Origin of the sequence: uncultured Bacteroides sp. (genome assembly GCF_937912035.1) — a bacterium.
GTDB lineage: Bacteria > Bacteroidota > Bacteroidia > Bacteroidales > Bacteroidaceae > Phocaeicola.
Genome location: NZ_CALDPF010000031.1, coordinates 214,561 through 235,637, shown reverse-complemented (window position 1 = coordinate 235,637; position 21,077 = coordinate 214,561). Strand labels below are relative to the sequence as shown.

Here is a 21,077-nt window from a genome sequence, read left to right as displayed (position 1 = left end):
TCTATAAATTTATTAATTAAAAAAACATTACAAAACAATAATATATTCCTATTACGATAAAGAGTATCCCAACTATCACGTTCAACCATTTCTGTACGGTCTTTATATGTCCGTAAAAGCTGCTCATCTGCTGTACACTGAAAGCCAGTATCCAAGCCACAATTAGCACCGGAATGGCTGTAGCAACGGCAAATACGGCAGGAAGCAGATAGCCTGCGGTAGCTGTGGCAGACATAGGTATAAGCATCCCGAAATAGAACACACCACTTGTAGGACAAAAAGCCAGGGCAAACAATACCCCAATGAGCAATGCCCCTGCTCCACCCTTCCTGGCAAGCCCTTCGGCATTACCGTTGAAACCGAACTTAGGCAGATTGAGTTTGTCACCGAAAAGCATGAACATTCCTATTATGAGAAGCATCGGTCCGATAAGGAGCTCCCCCCACGTAGCAATAGTCTTCTGAATGCCGAACATGCTGGAACCTTCTTTGAGAATCATTATCAGTACTACTCCGAGGAGAGTGTATGAAAGTACTCGCCCCAAAGTATATAGTAGTCCGTTAATGAATACCCGCCTCCTGTTTTCGATATTTCTGCCTATAAAACCAACAGCCGCTATGTTTGTAGCTAGCGGACAAGGAGAAATGGCAGTTAGCAATCCTAAAAGGAAAGCCGTAAGAACAGGAGTGGAACTATTATCAAGCAAATTCTGAAGCCAATCCATAATGACAGGTTATTTAAGCATTTCACTTACTTTGGCTATTACTCCGCTCTTGAACTCATCCGGCGACTGTCTGGCATTCTTGAATGCGAAGTCTGTCATATTCTCCACATTTTCCTTGCCATTTTTATGTCCTACCACGAAGAGTGATGACCATGTGACTTCATACTTCTCGGCTATAGCCTCATTCTCTTCTTTTGTGATATCTATCACCCTGAATACCACATCGCCTTTCTTAATCTCTTCGGCAAACTCTTTTGATACTGCTTCTGAAGCATTCTTCTCAATCGCCATACATGTGGCACATCTCTGCTTGCCATGAAAGTACAACACTTCTACACAATCGCTGGCAGGAACTCCCACTTCCATTCCCTGTGCAGACGATTCATTCTTTGTGCCCATTCCGCACGATACCAAAGCCAGACAGGCAACGGCCATTAATACAATTTTCTTCATATATCTTTTAGTTTATCGATGTTATTAGTATTTCGTCAAACTACGAACAAAGAAATCAAAAAAAGATGCTGCTCATCCGCAGCAACTCTCTTTCTTACAAACAGACTGACCGAAGAACGCAGAAAACATCTTTCCGGCAAGTTCCCAGTTCTCTCTGTTTATGCAATATTTCACCTTCGGAGTTTCTATCTCTCCCTGTATCAGACCTGCTTCCTTAAGCTCCTTAAGATGCTGTGACACTGTGGCCTTGGCTATAGGTAGTTCTTCGTGGATATCACCAAAGAAACATGTCTCCTGACGCAAAAGAAACTCCAGGATAGCCATACGTGCAGGATGCCCCATGGCCTTGGCAAAACGTGCCATTCTCTCCTGCTCTTCTGTATAGTTTTTGTTCGCCATTATTTGTATGTTTGAATATTGTTCGCAAAATTACGAATAATATTCAAACATACAAATAAAATTTTAGATTTTTCATTACAACACACTATATATATGCTCCAGAAACTATTATCTATCCATGCTTTTTCCTCCTTATAACGAAGCCTGTATAAATGCACCACAGTGCTGCCAGTCCGGCAAAAAAGATATAGACTAGAGTTCCTTGTCCGAGGATAGTATATATACGTCCCGTATGTATCTCCTGCGCAAAATTCCATAAAGACATAGGCAAAGAAGAAAGATTTTCCGGCATACTTAAAACAGATGTACCCTTATAGTACTCCACAACGAAAGGGGCTTTACCGATATTATCGCAATAGCCAGATACGGCATACTTCCCAAACGGAGGACCTGCCACATTTTCTGCCCTCTCACCTGTGAAATAATCAGTAGAAAACTGTTTGCTTCTATCCCACACATACATTCCGCTGAAAGAACCGGTAAGCCAATTACCACAGGTATCTTTCTGCCACACATTAAGCCCCATGACACTTACAGGAGGAGTATTTTCTAATTTTACAGGAACAGATTCCAATGTAGTCAAAGAGAAAAGACCTTCGGAGGAAGAAAGGAGCCAGTCTCCAAATTCAGTATCATAACGAAGCATGCGCAATCTGTCGTTCCAGGCATTATCACTATGAGCAGTTGTAAAAGGTATAGCCGGAGTATGGAAAGAAACGAGCGCTATAAGCACAGGCGGACGGAGACACCAACCTGTCAAAGCAACGAACATAAGTATGATAAAAGTATATCTACCAAGTTTATCATGCCAGTTAAGTGATGACTTCATTAATAGAGTACTTCCTTTGGCTGTTTTACCGCTCCTACGGATTCTTTTGATATATTTAGGAAGAATCCAGTAGACAATCCCTGTAAAACACAACACTATAAGTATCACTGCCACAGCATCCATAACCAGTTTTCCAACTGTTCCAAACATCTCTCCGCTATGCATCAGCCATACGGTACGGAAAAGTGAAACTTTGCTATCATATCCGGCAGGAGCCTTTATCTGCAATCTGTGAAATTCTTTGTACGGGCTCACAGAAGTGTATAGATACGAACGTCCTACTACCACCAGAGTATCTCCCTTTAATACCAGATCAGATATACGTTCGTGAGACGAAAGCATCAGAGAAGTACTCTCCCAACCTTTTCCATCGTTCCTGTACAGGCCAAACTGTCCTGCTGCAAAAAGAGAGCCGTCAGGAGTCTGAACCATAGCCTTGATATTGCGGAGGTCTGCACCTATTGGTAGCCCTGCATTGAAATCTGAGATATACTGTCCGGTTGAATCAGTTTTCCAGATTCCGCCGTTTCCATAGATAAATACATTATTATCATTGCATCTGACAGAGCCACGAAGAAGTCCAAGATTCCAGTTCTGGTAGCTGTAATCATCTGGTAGGTAATCTCTACCTACATTTATATCTGCTACCAGCTCACGATGATTTAGAACTATTCCGCTCAGACAGAACATAAGCATGAAGAATGCAAATATTAAGCCGAACCATTTATGATGTTTTTTCCAGGTGATGCGTTTCATTTATAATATCAATATTCAAATCCGATACAAAAATAAATAATCTCACTGTTTCTTACAATATAGTTCTTATATGTAGCAAACGCCCGACAAACGTATAATGAACGTTTATCGGGCGTTATTTTCTTCGAAATTAAAAGATTATTTTACATCTTTGTCTTCTCAATTTTGTTTTTTTCGGCCATTAGCAGTTTTTCAAGTTCCTGTGTCTTCTCAGGATTATCCTTAGCCACATTCTTCTTTTCAGAAGGATCGTCCACTATATTGTATAGTTGTTCCTCCTTATTGTTGCCGAGTTCAGTCTTGGTCCAGTACTCAATGGCAGGTTTATCACTTGTTTCAATGTATTTCCAACCGTCCTTAACGATTGAAAGAGTATTGTTAAGATTCTGCTGTATTACATAGTCGCATCCTTTGGTATCTGTTCCAATAAGAGTATTCAGATAATTACGGCTGTCAGGCGCCTGTCCTTCAGGTATTTCATAGCCCAACAGACCGGCAAACGATGCGAAGAAGTCAATAGCTGAATACATACCTTCCTGTACGGCAGGCTTAATCTTTTCAGGCCATCTGACGAGCAGCGGTGTACGTGTACCAGCCTCGAACGCACTATACTTTCCGCCACGGTAGTGAAGCATAGGAGTATGTCCGTTCAGTAGCTCTGCCGCACGGTCATGATAACCATCGTCAATCACGGCACCATTGTCGCTCAGGAATACGAAGATAGTATTGTCGGCAATATTCAGACTGTCTAGAGTGTTCATTATCTCGCCTACTGTCCAGTCCAACTGAAGTATTACGTCGCCACGGTCGCCCATACCGCTCTTTCCAGCAAATCTAGGATGAGGAACACGAGGGACATGTACATCCTGAGTTCCCATATAAAGGAAGAATGTTGTATCCTTGTTGCTTACTATAAAATCCTTGGCCTTCTGGGTAATGACATCAGCAATCATTTCATCATCCCAAAGCGCAGACTTACCACCTGTCATCCATCCGATACGCGGAATACCGTTGATGATAGTATTATCGTGTCCCTGACTTGGTCTTAATTTTACAAGTTCAGGATTTTCCTTACCTGTAGGCCAGTCACCTACCTTTTCTTTATAACTTACAGTGATGGGATCATTTGGATCAAGCCCGTCAACACGACCGTTTTCTACAAACACACACGGCACACGGTCAACTGTCGCAGGAATTATATATTCATAGTCGAAACCTATATCCTGAGTGTTTGGCTTGATAAGAGTATTGAAGTCTGTTCCGCCTTTTGGGCCAAGTCCCAAGTGCCATTTGCCTATGGCAGCTGTGGCATAACCCTCAGCCTTGAACATATCGGCCATAGTAGTACACTCTGTATTGATAATCAATTCAGAATTACCCGGTGCGATACCTGTATTTTCCTGACGCCAAGGATACATCCCTGTAAGGATTCCGAAACGAGACGGTGTACTTATAGACGAAGTTGTATAAGCATTTGCAAACTGCAGTCCCTGACTTGCCAGACGGTCGATGTTTGGAGTCTGTATTTTAGTCGCTCCATAGCAACTGAGATCGCCAATTCCCAAGTCATCAGCTATCAGAAATACTACATTAGGATTTTTCTGTTTAGTTTCAGATTGATTTTTTGTACCTCCTGAACATGCTCCAAGCAATGCCGCAGCAGAAATCAGTCCAAGACGAAAAGTGTTTTTTTCCATAAGGTGAGATTTAATTTTAATGATATATGTGGTCAAAGATACGAAATATTATTGGAAATATGTTATTTTTTTATGGTAAGTGTTATCTCTATGTAAAATAAATATCAAAAGCTCTTTCATTTTCTCTAAATATAACACATTATCTATATAAATACAAGCTATATTTTTATATCAACAATCTATATTTATAAAAACACAATCTGTATTTAGAGAAAATGTCAAGTCGTTCAGGATTTCATTCCGGCTTAAAGTACAAAACTTTTAATAGCATTATACACCCCGTCTTCATCTACAGATGAGGTAACATAATCAGCCACTTCTTTCAGGACCTGATTAGCATTTCCCATTGCTACACCTAATCCTGCCTTTTCTATTATTGACAAATCATTTCCTCCATCACCAAATGCCATTGTTTCATTTATGTTGATACCTTCATGCGATATAACTTCCAGAAGCCCGTTACCTTTATTGGCATTAGTTGCAGTAATGTCTGCAAAGTCAGGACACCAACGTGACGAAACACATCCAGCCAGGCGAGGCATAATCTGTTCTTCCTCTGCTACAGAAATGACAGGCGTAAGCTGCAGTATTCTTTGCTGTAGAATCAGTTCCACGTTATTATCTTCCCTAAGATTATGGACATTAAGCATCTGACGGAATATCCGGTCTGTTCTATCATCACTGTTATACATGGTAAGGTCTTTCTCTCCTACCACCATACACGGGAATTTCATATCATCTGAAAACCTCAACACCGTCAATACATCTTCTTTAGAGATAGGTGTACATGATATTACCTTGTCACCAGAAAAGCACAATGCTCCATTGGCAGTGATATATCCGTCTATCATATGCTTTATCTCGTCAAGATTATTTATCAGCGAGAAAGGGCGTCCGGTGGAGATATAGATTTTAATACCTTTTTCTTTCGCCATAGAAATAGCATTTACAGCAGACTGCGGAATACGATGAGTATTGAAACTTACTAAGGTTCCGTCGATATCGAAGAATATAGCTTTTATCATATCACAATTTTAATTACGTATATAAATCCACTGCAAATTTCCGAAAAAAACGATTATTACCACTACCAGTTGGCGAGAAAGTGATACGATTAACAACCTTAAAGCTCAAAATGCAACCAGGTTGCATAAAAACATACACATGTACAAGTGGATTTATTTTTTCGTACCTTTGTGGCAAAACGAACTGATAAATAAGAAAGAGCAATGGAATCTAAAGATTTGGCTACAAGCTTAGAATTGAAAGGTGTAAAACCCACGGCAAACAGGATCCTTGTATTGAAAGCACTCAAAGAACAGGCTAATCCATTGAGTATGACAGACCTTGAGGCTATTCTTGCCACAATAGACAAATCGAGTATATTCCGTGTTCTGACACTGTTTCTGGAGCATGACATAGTACATTCATTCGAGGACGGAAGGGGAATACTGAACTATGAGCTATGCACAAGCGAAACTGTTTGTAACCAATCTGACGCACATATACATTTCTACTGTGAGTCGTGCAGAAAATCATTCTGCATGGATGATATTCCGTTTCCAGCGTTTGAACTGAAACAAGGATTTACCATGCATTCCGTATCATTTGTAATAAAGGGCGAATGTCCCGAGTGCGGCAAGAAACATAAGGATAATTAGCATGGATAAAATAGGAAGTCTGGAGATAGGACATTCTCACGTGAAGTATAAAGAATTCAATATTAAACGTGAGATAATGGACGACGAAAAAGTTGAGGTTACATTCTCACACCGTCATTTCTTTTATGCCGTTTACTGGATACACGAAGGAAACGGAACGCATACCATAGACTTTGAGGAGTATCAGATAATACCTGACAGGATTTTCTTCATAAGACCGGAGCAAGTCCATTTTCTATGTACCGAAGGAAAGATGAAATATTCTGCATTACAGTTCACAGAAGATTTCATGATACCATACTATACTGATTTACAAAAGCTGATTCCAGTCTGTAAAGATTTGAACGAAGATGAAAAAATCCGTATCCGTACTCTATTTAATCTGTTATATAATGAGTCTGTATCGAATCTCGTAAACTCAACAGCTATAATCCAGTCGGAAATACATACACTGCTATTGGAGCTTGAAAGAATAGGTATTAACAATTCTGCTTCATCAATCATTCCGGAGATTCTGAGCAGATATAAATCGTTTATAGAACGTTCATTCGCAAAAGAGCACCAGGTAAAATATTATGCCGGGGAATTGGGAGTCAGTGCCAACTATCTGAATATCCTGACAAAGAAGCATTTTAACAAATCCGCATTGGAGATGATAAACGAACGCTTGATATTAGAAATAAAAAGACTCTTGCTCCGCACTGACAATGACATTTCAGAAATAGCATATAGATTAGGATTTAATGAATTATCCTATTTCTCACGCTTTTTCAAGCGACATACAGGCTCTACACCGCAAGAATTCAGAAACATGATGAATAAAATGTACCAAAAATGAGATATTTTATGTAATTCTATCACTATATACGTTCCATATCTTTGCATCAAAATAAAAACAATAAAGTTATGGGACATAAACATGAATCAGTATCACCGGAAAAATCACAAGGTGAAAAACGAACGGCGTTTGTAGTAATATTCTCGGCAACGACAATGGTGCTTGAAATAATATTCGGACTGTTCTCAAACTCAATGGCACTGCTTGCCGACGGCATTCACATGGGCTCGCACGTACTGGCAATAGGTCTTAGCTGGGGTGCAAACGCATTAGTACGCAAATTACAGAAGAAACAGGTAAATAATGTTGACAATGACAAGGTTCTGTCGCTTTCGGCCTATACAAGCGGAATTCTTTTATTGATGTTCGCTATTTTCATCATAATAGAGGCGGCAGAACGTTTCTTCACTCCTGCCATTGAGATAAAATATACGGAAGCCATGATTGTGGCAGCCATAGGAATGGTGGTAAATATAATATGCGCATTCGTATTGTACGACAGCAAGGGACATCAGAACGAAGACTATAACCGCCATTCGGCATACCTGCACGTAGTAGCTGACGCACTGACAAGCCTTGGGGCTATATTCGGACTGATATGTGCGATGATATGGGATATTACGTGGATTGACACACTGGTGGCTGTTGTATGTTCTGCCGTAATAATACGCTGGGCGAAAAATCTGCTTTTTGATACAGGAAAAATCCTTACATCTTTATAAACAGAAACGGAAGAATAGACAGACCACAGAAATGTCCGCCTATTCTTCCGTTATCTAATATCAGTTAATATAAACCGATATCTTATTTCACTCTAACCTTAACAATAACTTTCTTCAGTTCCACTTCAGTAACGCCAGGAGCATGAGCATCTTCAGGGAAGAAAATAGCGAACATACCAGGCTTAACTGTCAGATAGTCAGTTGCATGTCCAGGATAGAAAGTTACATCCTTTTCAGCATTGTATTCAGCCTCAGCGAGGTCTGTTCTTGGCATATATCCCATTAGTTCAGTACCTGTAAGAGGAATCTGGATGTCGATGAAATTATTGTGTGTCTCGATTTTTGCATCATCCTTAGTCTTTGGCCTTGCAGCTGCAAAGTTAACGAACAGTTCGCCTTCTTTCAGCACGACCTTACCAAGTTCGTGAGCATTAAGGTCTGTTGATTTCAAAAATTCAATAGCCTGAGCAAACAGCGGATTTACAGAGGCATACATTCCAATGTTTTCTAGTTTGTCGATAATCATAATCGTAATGTTTTTAATGAGTTATTATATTAATTCAATGTATATAAATCTTTATTGGCAGTTAAAGCGATATTACCTATTTCAAATAAAAGAAAGAAGGTTCTTTCCTTGCCGAAAAACTCTTCTTGAACTTCCATGAAGCCAATTTATACAATAGTCCTCTGAAGTTTCTTGCTTTTTTCGGACATACCGCAATACATCGACCGCATGAAATACATTTGTTCTTGTCTGTCTTCTGTGGCAATTCTGAGGATATCGCGCCGGTTGGACATAATCTGGCGCATGTTCCGCACTTATTGCACAGATTATTGGCTGAAGGATGTATTGGTATATTCTGTCTTTGCCTGTACGGTTCGTTTCCTTTTACATGTAAATTCAAAGACGCATCTACTGAAGCAAGTGAAACAATCATATCTTTAACCTTAGCGGCAAAATCATCAATCAAAAGCATATCCTTTTCATCCGGTCTGTTCTCAGCTATTTGCGGCAACATGGAATGCTGTGCTATTACAGCAGCTCCTGAGAAAGGAATAAAACCATTAGCGCGGACTATATTTCTTAATTCTATTAATGCGTCGTCAAAATCTCTGTTGCCAAATACGCATACTATCACGGCAGGAGTATTATTTCCCTTAATACGGTTCAGTCTTTCAATTGCCATCTCAGGTACACGGCCGGAATATACAGGAACACCAACCACCAGCAGCTCGTCAGATCCAAGCTGTAGAGTTCCTTCTGGAGCATTATCAGTTATATCATATTCAATACTATCATAACCCAATTTCTTCACTATTTCCCTTATTATTTTCCTTGTAGAAAATGTAGCGCTGAAGAAAACCGAATAAACTTTTGAAATTTCCATATCATCAGAATTGTAGTACAATTTCTTTTTATTTACAAAATTAAGAAAAATCATCTTTTCACGCTTTGAAAACAGAAAAACTTTTCATAATTTCACATCAATAACTCTTAAATTAATCAATTATGGAAATCTGGCAAATATGGCTTGCCATAGCACTGGCACTGGTAATAATAGAAATAATCACCGTAGGTTTTGCTGCAATCTGTCTAGCTATTGGAGCAGTAGGCGCAGCAGTGGCATCTTGTTTCACCGACTCTCTGGTTTGGCAGATTACGGTATTTGCTGTTTTCACCTTAATATCATTCATCTATGTACGCCCGTTCATGCTTAAGTTTCTTTCAAGGAAGAAAGATTCGCCGAAAAGCGGAGTGGAAGCCCTTATCGGACGAACCGCCATTGTAGAGGAAGATATCGTACCGGAAACAAACAGCGGACGCATAGCCATTGACGGAGACAGGTGGAAGGCTGTATCGGAAGACGGAAACAATATTATGAAAGGCGAGAAAGTCGTCGTACTTAAAGTGGACAGCATTATACTCACCGTCAGAAAAGCATGATAAATATCTTTATTATAAACTTCTTAAAAACACACATTCATTATGGGAGCTTTGATTATTGTAGGGCTTGTGGCACTTGTTGTAATAGTTTTCGCAGTGCAAGGGCTTAAGATTATCCGACAGGGGGAAACAAAAGTAATTGAGAGACTGGGAAGATATCACAGCACATTGTCTTCCGGTATAAACATAATATGGCCGATACTAGACAGGCCAAGAAAAGTTTACACACGATATGTGGTAACCAGAATGAACGGAGCTACACAGACTCTGATAAGGATGTCGGACGTGATAGACCTTCGTGAGCAGGTTTACGATTTCCCGGAACAGAGCGTGATTACTAAAGACAATGTAACCACCAGCATTAACGCATTGCTGTATTTCCAGATTACAGACCCGTTCAAGTCGGTATATGAAATAGAAAACCTGCCTAACGCAATAGAAAAACTTACGCAGACAACTCTACGTAACATTATCGGTGAACTGGAACTGGACGAAACCCTGACATCGCGCGACACAATCAACTCCCGTCTTCGTGAGGTTCTTGACGAGGCAACAAACAAATGGGGAGTTAAAGTAAACCGTGTGGAACTGCAGGACATCACTCCTCCTGAAAGTGTACGCCGTGCCATGGAACAGCAGATGCAGGCAGAACGCGAACGCCGTGCAAAGATTCTGAAGGCTGAAGGAGACAAGACATCGAAGATTCTTTATTCCGAAGGCGAAAAGGAAGCGCAGATAAACCAGGCAAAGGCACAGAAAGAATCACAGATTCTGATGGCACAAGGTGAAGCGGAAGCTAAAATCCTTCAGGCAAAAGCTGAGGCTGAGGCCATTGAGAAACTGGCAGAGGCTATCAAGGGAACAAGCTCTGATCCGGCATCATATCAGATTGCACTGAAATATATCGAAACGCTTAAAGAAATGACAAGCGGAAAAGATAACAAGACAGTCTATATACCGTACGAAGCTACTTCCCTACTTGGCTCTTTGGGAGGCATTAAGGATATACTTAAAGGATAACCCACGTTTAATTCAAAACGTGCCCGTGTTTGACTTTAACCGTGCCCGCATTTGATTTCGAATGCGGGCACGGTTTTTTTTCAGTGAAAACAGAATAATATTTCACCTCCATAATAAGCCACTTCACCTCCGTTTTAATCAGCCTCATAAGATAGCGACACCAGAACACTGACATAATACATATTTTTGCGTTATTATCAGAAATAACATAATCACGCAAAAACTATGTTTAAGAAAATCGTTCATTTCTCAATCAGAAAAAAACTGTTTGTGGCAATGGCTACAATAATGCTGTTGGCAGGGGGTATATACTCCATGCTTACACTGCCTATAGATGCCGTGCCGGACATAACAAACAATCAGGTGCAGATAGTTACTGTATCACCTACCCTTGCTCCACAGGAAGTGGAACAGCTCATCACATTCCCGATAGAGATTGCCATGAGCAATATCATGAATGTGGAAGAAATCAGATCTGTGTCAAGATTCGGACTTTCGCTCGTTACAGTGGTTTTCAAGGAAAACGTACCGACTCTGGATGCAAGACAGTTGATTAACGAACAGATTCAGACCGTTGCAGGCGAGATTCCCCCCGAACTGGGTACACCGGAGATGATGCCTATCACCACCGGACTGGGCGAGATATATCAGTACGTGCTGAAGGTTGAACCGGGATATGAAGACAAATACGATGCAATGGAACTGCGAACCATTCAGGACTGGATAGTAAAAAGACAGCTTTCAGGAATACCAGGTATAGTGGAGATAAACAGTTTCGGAGGATACCTGAAACAGTATGAAGTGGCTGTTGACCCTGACGCTCTGTATTCACTGAATATCACTATCGGCGAAGTGTTCTCTGCACTCAGTAAGAACAATCAGAACACCGGTGGCAGCTATATAGAGAAGGTGAACCGCGCGTACTATATCCGTTCGGAAGGTATGATTAAGGACGTGAAGGATATAGAACAGATAGTTATAACCAACCGTGGCGGTATTCCGGTACACGTCGGAGATATAGGCAAGGTGAGATTCGGTGCTCCAAAGCGTTTCGGAGCGATGACAAAGGACGGCGAAGGCGAATGTGTGGGCGGTATAGCGATGATGCTCAAAGGTGCAAACGCCAATGTCGTGACGGGAGAACTTGAAAAACGTGTAGCCAAGGTACAGAAGATGTTGCCTGAAGGTGTAACAGTAGAGCCATATCTGAACCGTTCGGAACTCGTAAACAGAAACATATCTACCGTAATAAAGAACCTTATAGAAGGTGCCATAATAGTATTCCTGGTGCTTATCATATTCCTCGGAAATGTCAGGGCAGGACTTATCGTGGCATCAGTCATTCCTCTTGCCATGCTTTTCGGATTCATTATGATGAGGATATTCGGCGTATCAGCCAATCTGATGAGTCTTGGAGCGATAGACTTCGGTATTGTGGTGGATGGTTCGATAGTGATACTTGAAGGAATCCTGGCACATATCTACGGCAAGAACATGATGGGCAGGACATTCACCAAGGAAGAGATGGATGCAGAAGTGGAAAAAGGTGCGGACAATGTGGTGAGAAGTGCCACTTTCGCCGTGCTGATAATACTGATAGTGTTCTTCCCTATCCTCACACTTACAGGAATAGAAGGCAAGTACTTCACCCCTATGGCAAAGACACTGGTGTTCTGTATCATAGGCGCATTGCTGCTGTCACTCACATACGTGCCGATGATGGCATCACTGTTCCTTAAAAAGACTGTTTCGGTAAAGCCTACACTTGCCGACCGCTTTTTCTCCGGCCTGAACATCTACTATCACAAGACATTGAATTACTGTCTGAAACACATCTGGGGAACTATAGCGACATCGTTTGTAGCTCTTATAGCATCGCTGTTCCTGTTTACAAGACTTGGAGCAGAGTTCATCCCTACGCTTGACGAAGGAGACTTTGCCATGCAGATGACACTGCCAGCCGGAAGTTCTCTAAGCAGAAGTATTCAGGTTTCGCTTGAAGCAGAGAAGATTCTTAAAGAGAAATTCCCTGAGATAAAGCATGTAGTGGCAAAAATAGGTACAGCGGAAGTTCCTACAGACCCTATGGCAGTGGAAGATGCGGACATAATGATTGTGATGAAGCCTTTCTCTGAATGGACATCAGCAAGCAGCAGATCTGAGATGGTTGAGAAGATGAAAGCTGCACTCGAAGGTATTGAGAATGTGGAATTCAACTTCAGCCAGCCGATACAGCTCCGTTTCAACGAACTTATGACAGGGGCTAAAGCCGATATTGCCATTAAGCTATATGGTGAGGATATGGAGGAACTATACAACAAAGCCAAGGAAGCAGCAAAATACGTTGAGCAGGTTCCGGGAGCATCTGATGTACTTGTGGAACAGGCTATGGGATTGCCACAGCTTTTGGTGAACTATGACAGAGCCAAGATAGCGCGTTATGGTATAGACATAGAAGAGTTAAATACTATTATCCGTACTGCATACGCAGGAGAAACTGCTGGAGTGGTATTCGAAAACGAAAGACGTTTCGACCTTGTAGTTCGTCTTGACAACGAGAAGGTGAAGGATCTGAACATAAACAGACTGTTTGTGCGTACTGCCGAAGGAATACGCATTCCTCTGAGTGAAGTAGCCGAGATTTCTTTCCAGAACGGTCCTCTCCAGATAAACCGTGACGCCACAAAACGACGTGTGGTAATTGGTGTAAACGTAAGAAATGCCGACATAAAGCAGGTGGTTTCAAAAATCCAGGAGTCACTGGACAAGAACGTGAAACTCAAGCCGGGATACTACTTTGAATATGGCGGACAGTTTGAAAATCTGCAGAATGCCATTGATACTCTTACTGTGGTTATACCTATCGCATTGCTGCTCATACTTCTGTTGCTGTTCTTTGCGTTCAGAAGCGTTATTTATTCGCTTGTGGTGTTCTCTACCGTTCCGTTGTCACTGATTGGTGGTATCGTGGCTTTATGGCTTAGAGGATTGCCGTTCAGTATCTCTGCCGGAGTAGGATTCATCGCTCTGTTCGGTGTGGCTGTATTAAACGGTATTCTTATGATAAACCATTTCAACGATTTAAGAAAGAAGAACGAATACACCATGTGTACGGGAAGTATAATCAGACACGGATGTCCACATCTGCTGAGACCTGTATTCCTTACCGGACTTGTGGCTTCGTTGGGATTTGTGCCTATGGCAATAGCTACGTCAGCTGGTGCGGAAGTACAAAGACCATTGGCTACAGTGGTTATAGGCGGACTGATTGTATCTACTGTTCTGACACTGATTATCATTCCTGTGTTCTATAAACTTGTAAATAATATTTCACACTCTATTATGAGAAGAAAGAATAACAGAAAAGCGAGCGGTACAGCACGAACCATAGCAATGACAGCTATAATCCTGTCATTTGCCGTAGATGCCAATGCCCAGAACAGTGAGGCTAAACGAGTAAGCATGGAGGAAGCTATAGAGATTGCATTACAGAACCACCCAAGACTGAAAGTCGCTACTGCCGAGATAGAAAAATCGAGAGCAACAAGAGGAGAAATATGGGACGGAGGAAGCACTTCCTTCAGTTATGCCTGGGGACAGTTGAACGGTGAGTTCAACAAAGACAACGAAATGAGCATAGAGCAGTCGCTCGGCTCATTCCTTACGCCTTTCTATAAGAATTCCCTTGTAAAATCGCAGGTCAGTACAGGAGAATACTACCGTAATATGGTTAAAAAGGAAATCATAGCCGAAGTTAAGCGTGCATGGACATATTACCAGTATGCCAACAGCATATACAGTCTGTACAAGCATCAGGACGAGATAGCAGGAAAGTTGAAACAGAGTGGAGATTTGCGCTATTCGCAGGGAGACATCGACCTGACAAAGAAAAACATAATTTCTGCTATGGCGGCAAATATGCGTACAATGCTGCTCCACTGGCAGGAAGAGGTTTCATTGGCAAAGAAAAGGCTGACATGGGTATGCTATTCAGACACCCGGATATTGCCTTCTGACGATTCTCTTGCAATATTCCAAAGTAATGACACTGATTTATTGCCATCGGCAGACCATCTGAACTATTTCCTGGGAAAAGTGGATGAACAGAAGAAACTCCTGCAGATAGAAAGGAGCAAGTTCTTCCCAGAATTTTCATTCGGATATACACGACAGAAAATCGCTCCTCTGAAAAACCTTAATTCGTGGATGGTGGGAGTTTCATTCCCTATACTGTTTTTTCCTCAGAAAAGCAGAAGCAAGCAGGCTAAAATCAGTCTGAGGATAGCGGAATGGGAAGCTGACAACAACAAGACCATGCTCAACAATAAGGTGGAAGAACTGAAAGGCAGACTGAGACAGCAGAAAGAAAGTCTTCAGTACTTCACCGAAGCAGCATTGAATGAAGCAGAGTCGTTACAAAACAGCGCAGTGTCACGTTACGGTGCAAACGAGATAGACATCACTGAATTTGTACAGAGCATCAATTCAGCAAGAGACATAAAGAAATCATATATTGAGACTGTATATAACTACAACGTATCAGTACTCGAACTTGAACTATACACAGATAAATAACATCAAGACATGAAAAAGATATTTTTACCGATTAGCATATTCTCAGCCTTTATCATAATAGGTTGTTCGGGAGAAAACGGTTCATCAAATGAAACAGTAAGTGAAAACATCACTATTGAAGACACAACAGCAAATATCAATGCGGAATCAGAAGAAACAGACGCCAATACCGGAGCTACACAGGTAATGCCTCCTGTGTCATTCAACGGAGTAATAATAATGCCTCCTAAAATGAGTTCCACACTTACACTGACTATGGGCGGCTCAATACACGAAATATCCGTATTTGAAGGCGACTACGTGAAAAAAGGAGAAATAATAGCCTCGCTAAAAAATCCGGATTTCATTCTTCTGCAGCAGGAATTCCTGACTGCCAATGCACAGACAGAATTCCTGGAAAAAGAATACAAAAGACAGGAAAAACTTGTCTCGGAAGAAGCTGCATCTGAAAAGAAATTCGAACAGAGCAAGGCAGAATATCTTTCCATGAAGAGCCAGCTGGAAGCATCGAAAGCTAAACTTACACTGCTGGATGTTGACACGGACGAACTTCTGAAGAACGGTATCAAAACGTATCTTGAGGTAAAGGCTCCGATAAGCGGATATGTCACAAATATGAATGTAAATCTTGGAACATATGTAGGTGAAGGAGAATCGGTATGTAAAATCATAAACAAATCGGAAATAATGCTTCTCCTTACAGCATACGAAAAAGACCTTGCACATCTGAACATCGCTGAAACTCTTACATTTACAGTAAATGGTATAAAAGATACGACGTTCAATGCAGAAATCACATCTATCGACCAGACTGTAAACACAGAAAACCGATCAATAAACGTATATGCCAAGGTGAAGGAAACAAACAAATTATTCCGCCCGGGCATGTATGTAAATGCGCAACTGAATAAAAATATGTAACTTTGCGGAATGAAATATTTCAGCAGAAACAAATATCACTTGCTGGTAAATGCCATTGGGATAACCGTGGCATTTACCATGAATTTTCCGGAACTGATAGCGTTATTCAGTCCCGAAGAGGCCAACACTGGATATCCCGGGTTAGACTGGACACAGGTTGGCAGTGAAGTCCTGTTCACCTATCTGTCCATTATCATATTGTTCTGGCTCAACAGAATAATTTTCAGATTCAATGGCGAAAGCATAGAATTAAGTACCAAAAAAGTATTTATCATGTTTTTCCTGGATCTGTTGCTTAACGGAATCATGGGAAAGTGTTTCGTACTTCTTCACAGGACATACGGCATACCGGCCATAGAAGCCAGTGTACACGTATATACACATCCACTGAGAGATTTCCTTCTAGCAGGAATAATCACCCTGAGCTGTTATCTGATGAACAGAAGCCTGAAAAGCAGAAAAGTGATGATGGAAATGCAACAACTGAAGATAGAGAACATAGCCAACCAGTTTGAGGCACTAAGGAACCAGTTGAACCCACACATGCTTTTCAATTCTCTCAACACACTATATTCACTGATAAGGGAATCACCCGAAAAAGCCCAGGAATATCTGAGCGAACTCTCAAAAGTCATGAGATATACCTTACAGAAGGACAACGACTCGCATTCTATTACACTAAACGAAGAAATGGAATTAGTACATTCATACATATATCTTCTGAAAATGAGGTATGAGGATAATTTGATATTCAATTTCAATATTGACGAGACCGCAGTAAACAGACAAATACCGAAGATGGCAATACAAATGCTTATAGAAAATGCTGTGAAACACAATGAGATAAGCAACCGTCATCCTTTGAAAATTGACATCACAACCAAAAGTGACTTTATAGAGGTTTCAAACAACTTACAATTACGAAGAGGAACAGTAAGCAGTACAGGAATAGGGCTGAACAATCTAAGCACCAGATATAAACTTCTATATAAGAAAGATATAGAAATAATAGAAACAGAGAAACGATTTTCAGTCATACTACCACTTATATAAAACTACAGGCAAGATGAGAATATTTATCATAGAAGACGAAAAGGCAGCACTAAGAAACCTTAAGGCAATACTTGCCGAAGTATGTCCCGAAGCGGAAATAGTTGGTGAGGCAGACAGCATAAACGAAAGTATAGAGTGGCTGGAAAACAACGGGATGCCGGAACTTGTTTTCATGGATATACATCTGGCAGATGGCTCCGCATTCGAAATATTCGACCATATAAAAATCTTCTGCCCTATCATTTTTACAACCGCATACGATGAATATGCACTAAAGGCATTCAAGGTAAACAGTATTGATTACCTTCTGAAGCCTATTAATGCAGAAGATCTGAAAAAGGCTTTTGCAAAACTGGACTTGCTTGTATCACATAAAAGTGAAAGCGAAAAACAAAGCGACATAATCAATGAAATAGTAAAAAAGCTAAACAAGGAAGAAAACTATAAATCACACTTCCTGATTCCAGTGAAAGGAGATAAGTTCGTTCCTTTGTCCGTCAATTCGATATTGTTCTTCTACATATCAGACGGAATGGTAAAAGCCGTTGATGAAGACGGAAAACAACATCCGTTTACAATGTCTCTTGATGATCTTACCGATATGCTTAATCCAAAACTCTTTTTCAGAGCAAACAGACAGTTCCTTATATCAAGAAAAGCCATAAAGGATATAAGCCTGTGGTTCAACGGACGGCTTGTTATAAACCTTAATATTCCGTTCGAACTGAAAGATAAGATTATCATAAGCAAGGCAAAGGCTTCAGAGTTCAAAGAGTGGTTCTGAAAAGAATATTTTGATTTGTAAATCTTTTTATTTAAGTTTGCAACGCAATTCCCAAACAATATGAACTTTAAAGACAGTAAATATTATTTCAAGAAAAGTGTACGTTTCCGTAAATGGAGCCGTAAAGCTTATGCTGTTTTTGCAAGTATTCGCTGTCAGGTGAACATAGGACATGTAAGTAAGGATATTGCAGATTCTGCACTTGACAAGAAAGAATATAGGGAAAGTTTGCCTAAAATAAACCAGAAGAAAGAAGCAGATGAGTATAACGATAAGGAAGTGCAAATAGATATTCAGTCCGATATTCTTGGGATAAATGTGTCTGTACGAAACTATATACCTTCTGTTATAACTCTGGACTGTAATCCTGAAAATCTAGATTATTATAAAACTGACAGGAAGACCTTCAGCCAAAAAGAAATAACCCTTTTTGGCTGAAGGTCTTCTTTTTTTATTACAATTGATATATGATAGCTGAAATTCGACAAAAAATTCTAAACGGAGACTATGTAAATGTTGAAGACATTCTTCATATAGTGAAGCATTATCCTCTGAGCGAGGTGATAGAGTTAGCACACCAGATAACATTGAAGTTTGCCTCAAACAAATTTGACATGTGCTCCATTATAAATGCAAAATCCGGAAGATGTCCCGAAAACTGCAAATGGTGCGCACAATCGGTTCATTACTCCACAAACATAGAAGAATACGGAGTAGTTTCAGAAGATATTTGTGTGAAACATGCTGCTGAGAACGAAAGATACGGAGTGTCAAGATTCTCTCTTGTCACAAGCGGGAAAAAACCTAACGACAGAGAACTGGACAAGATATGCAGCATATATCGGAAAATAAAAGAGAACTGTAATATAAAGTTATGTGCCTCACTTGGCCTTGTCAACTACCAGCAACTGCAAAAACTCCATGAATCAGGAGTAGAAAGATACCATTGCAATCTTGAAACATCACCGGGAATGTTCGGGAAACTGTGTAGCACACATTCTCAGGAACAAAAGATAGAGACGATAAAGGCTGCACAGAAATGTGGAATGACTGTGTGTAGCGGTGGTATAATAGGTATGGGTGAGAGTATGGAGGACAGAGCTGAAATGGCCCTGATACTGAGAGACCTGGGCATATTGTCTATTCCTATCAATCTTCTGCAGCCCATAAAGGGAACTCCTCTTGAAAATACAGAAAAGCTCACTGAAGAGGAAATTCTGAGGACTATAGCTTTATTCCGTATGGTAAACCCTAAAGCATATCTCAGATTTGCGGGTGGAAGAAGTCAGATCAGTGAAGAAGGTGTAAAGCAGGCTCTTTACACAGGAATAAACTCGGCCATTGTAGGCAATCTGTTGACTACAATAGGTTCAGGTATAGATGAAGATATAAAAAGAATAAAAGAAAGCGGATATGAACTCTAATGAAAATATAAACTTCGACTCTTTCGACAGAAAGCATTTGTGGCATCCTTACACATCAACCAACAATCCCCTACCCACTTATAAGGTGAAAAGGGCGGAAGGATGCAGAATTTATCTGGAAGACGGTACGGAACTGATTGACGGGATGTCGTCATGGTGGTGTGCAGTGCATGGTTACAACCACCCGGTACTGAACAGTGCTATAGAAAACCAGCTGAAAAATATGTCGCATATAATGTTCGGCGGATTCACACACCAGCCTGCAATAGACCTTGGAAAACTTCTTCTCGATATATTGCCGGATAAAATGGAACATATATTCTATGCCGACAGTGGTTCTGTGGCTGTGGAAGTTGCATTGAAGATGGCAGTACAGTACCAGCACTCGCAAGGCAACAAAGAGAAGACGAATTTCGTCACCATACGTTCGGGATATCATGGCGATACATGGAATGCCATGTCGGTATGCGACCCAGTAACCGGTATGCACAGTCTGTTCGGCAGTTCACTTCCGGTGAGATTCTTTGCTCCTTCCCCAAAATCACGTTTCGGAGGAGAATGGCTGACAGATGATATCGAGCCATTGAAAAATATTATCGAGAATCATCACCATGAAATAGCAGGGCTGATACTGGAACCAGTAGTGCAGGGTGCAGGAGGTATGCGGTTCTATCATCCGCAATATCTTATCGAAGCATCTGAACTGTGCAAAAAATACGGTCTGGTATTAATCTTCGATGAGATTGCTACAGGATTCGGCAGGACAGGCAAACTTTTCGCTTACGAACATGCAGGAATAGTACCGGACATTATGTGTATCGGCAAGGCATTGACAGGAGGATACATGACATTCTCTGCTGTGGCTACAAACGAGAAGATAGCTCACGGAATATCTTCCGCATCGCCTGGAGTATTTATGCACGGCCCTACATTTATGGGGAATCCGTTGGCGTGTGCTGTAGCCAAGGCTTCAGTCGAACTGCTTCTATCTTCAGGCTGGAAAGAGAAAGTTGAAATGATAGAGAAACAGATGAAGATAGAACTTGCACCGGCAAAGGAATGTCCTGAAGTGGAGGATGTAAGAGTATTGGGCGCAATAGGTGTAATAGAGATGAAGAAAGAGGTGGACATGGCTTATCTCCAGAAACGCTTTGTGGAAGAAGGCATTTGGGTACGTCCTTTCGGAAAACTGGTTTATATCATGCCTCCGTTCATTATCACCGCCGAAGAGTTAAGCAAGCTTACATCATCACTTCTGAAAATCATAATGAACTGA

At 40.9% G+C, this 21,077-nt stretch carries 20 protein-coding genes; 12 read left to right on the top strand and 8 right to left on the bottom strand.

Features of this window, described 5'->3' with window-relative positions; all coding sequences use genetic code 11:
• Positions 1–16 precede the first annotated feature (16 nt).
• The 6 genes from Q0486_RS06675 to Q0486_RS06650 all read right to left on the bottom strand — a co-directional run bounded on the left by Q0486_RS06675 (position 17) and on the right by Q0486_RS06650 (position 5,883).
• Positions 17–724 (bottom strand): aromatic aminobenezylarsenical efflux permease ArsG family transporter, encoded by a 708-nt coding sequence (locus tag Q0486_RS06675; protein WP_299231416.1) that lies wholly within the window; start codon positions 722–724, stop codon positions 17–19.
• 9 nt (positions 725–733) lie between these two features.
• A complete protein-coding gene (locus tag Q0486_RS06670; protein WP_299231415.1) occupies positions 734–1,177 on the bottom strand; it encodes a nitrophenyl compound nitroreductase subunit ArsF family protein in 444 nt (147 codons plus the stop codon).
• A 72-nt stretch (positions 1,178–1,249) separates the two neighbouring features.
• The gene (locus Q0486_RS06665; protein ID WP_154042743.1) at positions 1,250–1,576 is read right to left on the bottom strand and encodes a metalloregulator ArsR/SmtB family transcription factor; all 327 of its coding nucleotides are present in this window, start codon (positions 1,574–1,576) and stop codon (positions 1,250–1,252) included.
• Positions 1,577–1,688: 112 nt separating this feature from the next.
• On the bottom strand, positions 1,689–3,161 hold the full coding sequence (locus Q0486_RS06660) for a PepSY domain-containing protein (protein WP_299231412.1): 1,473 nt from the start codon (positions 3,159–3,161) through the stop codon (positions 1,689–1,691).
• 143 nt (positions 3,162–3,304) lie between these two features.
• A complete protein-coding gene (locus Q0486_RS06655; protein ID WP_299231410.1) occupies positions 3,305–4,858 on the bottom strand; it encodes a sulfatase-like hydrolase/transferase in 1,554 nt (517 codons plus the stop codon).
• 245 nt (positions 4,859–5,103) lie between these two features.
• On the bottom strand, positions 5,104–5,883 hold the full coding sequence (locus Q0486_RS06650; RefSeq protein WP_299231408.1) for an HAD family hydrolase: 780 nt from the start codon (positions 5,881–5,883) through the stop codon (positions 5,104–5,106).
• Between the two features lie 204 nt (positions 5,884–6,087).
• Between Q0486_RS06650 and Q0486_RS06645 the strand changes: the two genes are divergently transcribed.
• From Q0486_RS06645 to Q0486_RS06635, 3 genes are all read left to right on the top strand, one after another.
• Positions 6,088–6,519 (top strand): transcriptional repressor, encoded by a 432-nt coding sequence (locus Q0486_RS06645; protein WP_299231406.1) that lies wholly within the window; start codon positions 6,088–6,090, stop codon positions 6,517–6,519.
• Between the two features lies 1 nt (position 6,520).
• Positions 6,521–7,357 (top strand): helix-turn-helix domain-containing protein, encoded by an 837-nt coding sequence (locus tag Q0486_RS06640; RefSeq protein ID WP_299231404.1) that lies wholly within the window; start codon positions 6,521–6,523, stop codon positions 7,355–7,357.
• Between the two features lie 68 nt (positions 7,358–7,425).
• Complete coding sequence (locus Q0486_RS06635; RefSeq protein WP_299231402.1) at positions 7,426–8,079, top strand: cation diffusion facilitator family transporter; 654 nt, start codon at positions 7,426–7,428, stop codon at positions 8,077–8,079.
• Positions 8,080–8,161: 82 nt separating this feature from the next.
• Here the strand turns inward: Q0486_RS06635 and Q0486_RS06630 are convergent, their stop codons facing one another.
• A complete protein-coding gene (locus Q0486_RS06630; RefSeq protein WP_235339764.1) occupies positions 8,162–8,605 on the bottom strand; it encodes a YhcH/YjgK/YiaL family protein in 444 nt (147 codons plus the stop codon).
• A gap of 76 nt (positions 8,606–8,681) precedes the next feature.
• The gene (locus Q0486_RS06625) at positions 8,682–9,467 is read right to left on the bottom strand and encodes an EFR1 family ferrodoxin (RefSeq protein WP_299231400.1); all 786 of its coding nucleotides are present in this window, start codon (positions 9,465–9,467) and stop codon (positions 8,682–8,684) included.
• 122 nt (positions 9,468–9,589) lie between these two features.
• Between Q0486_RS06625 and Q0486_RS06620 the strand changes: the two genes are divergently transcribed.
• The 9 genes from Q0486_RS06620 (at position 9,590) to bioA (ending at position 21,077) form a co-directional block, all read left to right on the top strand.
• Complete coding sequence (locus Q0486_RS06620; RefSeq protein ID WP_299231398.1) at positions 9,590–10,024, top strand: NfeD family protein; 435 nt, start codon at positions 9,590–9,592, stop codon at positions 10,022–10,024.
• A 42-nt stretch (positions 10,025–10,066) separates the two neighbouring features.
• A complete protein-coding gene (locus tag Q0486_RS06615) occupies positions 10,067–11,044 on the top strand; it encodes an SPFH domain-containing protein (protein WP_204393746.1) in 978 nt (325 codons plus the stop codon).
• A 225-nt stretch (positions 11,045–11,269) separates the two neighbouring features.
• Positions 11,270–15,619 carry a CusA/CzcA family heavy metal efflux RND transporter gene (locus Q0486_RS06610; RefSeq protein WP_299231396.1) on the top strand — a complete coding sequence of 1,450 codons (4,350 nt, stop codon included), beginning with the start codon at positions 11,270–11,272 and terminating at the stop codon, positions 15,617–15,619.
• Positions 15,620–15,628: 9 nt separating this feature from the next.
• The gene (locus Q0486_RS06605) at positions 15,629–16,540 is read left to right on the top strand and encodes an efflux RND transporter periplasmic adaptor subunit (protein ID WP_299231395.1); all 912 of its coding nucleotides are present in this window, start codon (positions 15,629–15,631) and stop codon (positions 16,538–16,540) included.
• 9 nt (positions 16,541–16,549) lie between these two features.
• Positions 16,550–17,593, top strand: coding sequence for a histidine kinase (locus Q0486_RS06600; RefSeq protein ID WP_299231394.1), 1,044 nt, complete (start codon positions 16,550–16,552; stop codon positions 17,591–17,593).
• Positions 17,594–17,606: 13 nt separating this feature from the next.
• On the top strand, positions 17,607–18,377 hold the full coding sequence (locus tag Q0486_RS06595) for a LytTR family DNA-binding domain-containing protein (RefSeq protein ID WP_299231393.1): 771 nt from the start codon (positions 17,607–17,609) through the stop codon (positions 18,375–18,377).
• A 60-nt stretch (positions 18,378–18,437) separates the two neighbouring features.
• On the top strand, positions 18,438–18,815 hold the full coding sequence (locus Q0486_RS06590; protein ID WP_299231391.1) for a hypothetical protein: 378 nt from the start codon (positions 18,438–18,440) through the stop codon (positions 18,813–18,815).
• 29 nt (positions 18,816–18,844) lie between these two features.
• On the top strand, positions 18,845–19,801 hold the full coding sequence (gene bioB / locus Q0486_RS06585) for a biotin synthase BioB (RefSeq protein ID WP_299231389.1): 957 nt from the start codon (positions 18,845–18,847) through the stop codon (positions 19,799–19,801).
• Positions 19,791–21,077 carry an adenosylmethionine--8-amino-7-oxononanoate transaminase gene (gene bioA, locus Q0486_RS06580; protein WP_299231387.1) on the top strand — a complete coding sequence of 429 codons (1,287 nt, stop codon included), beginning with the start codon at positions 19,791–19,793 and terminating at the stop codon, positions 21,075–21,077. The genes bioB and bioA overlap by 11 nt, the downstream gene beginning before the upstream one ends.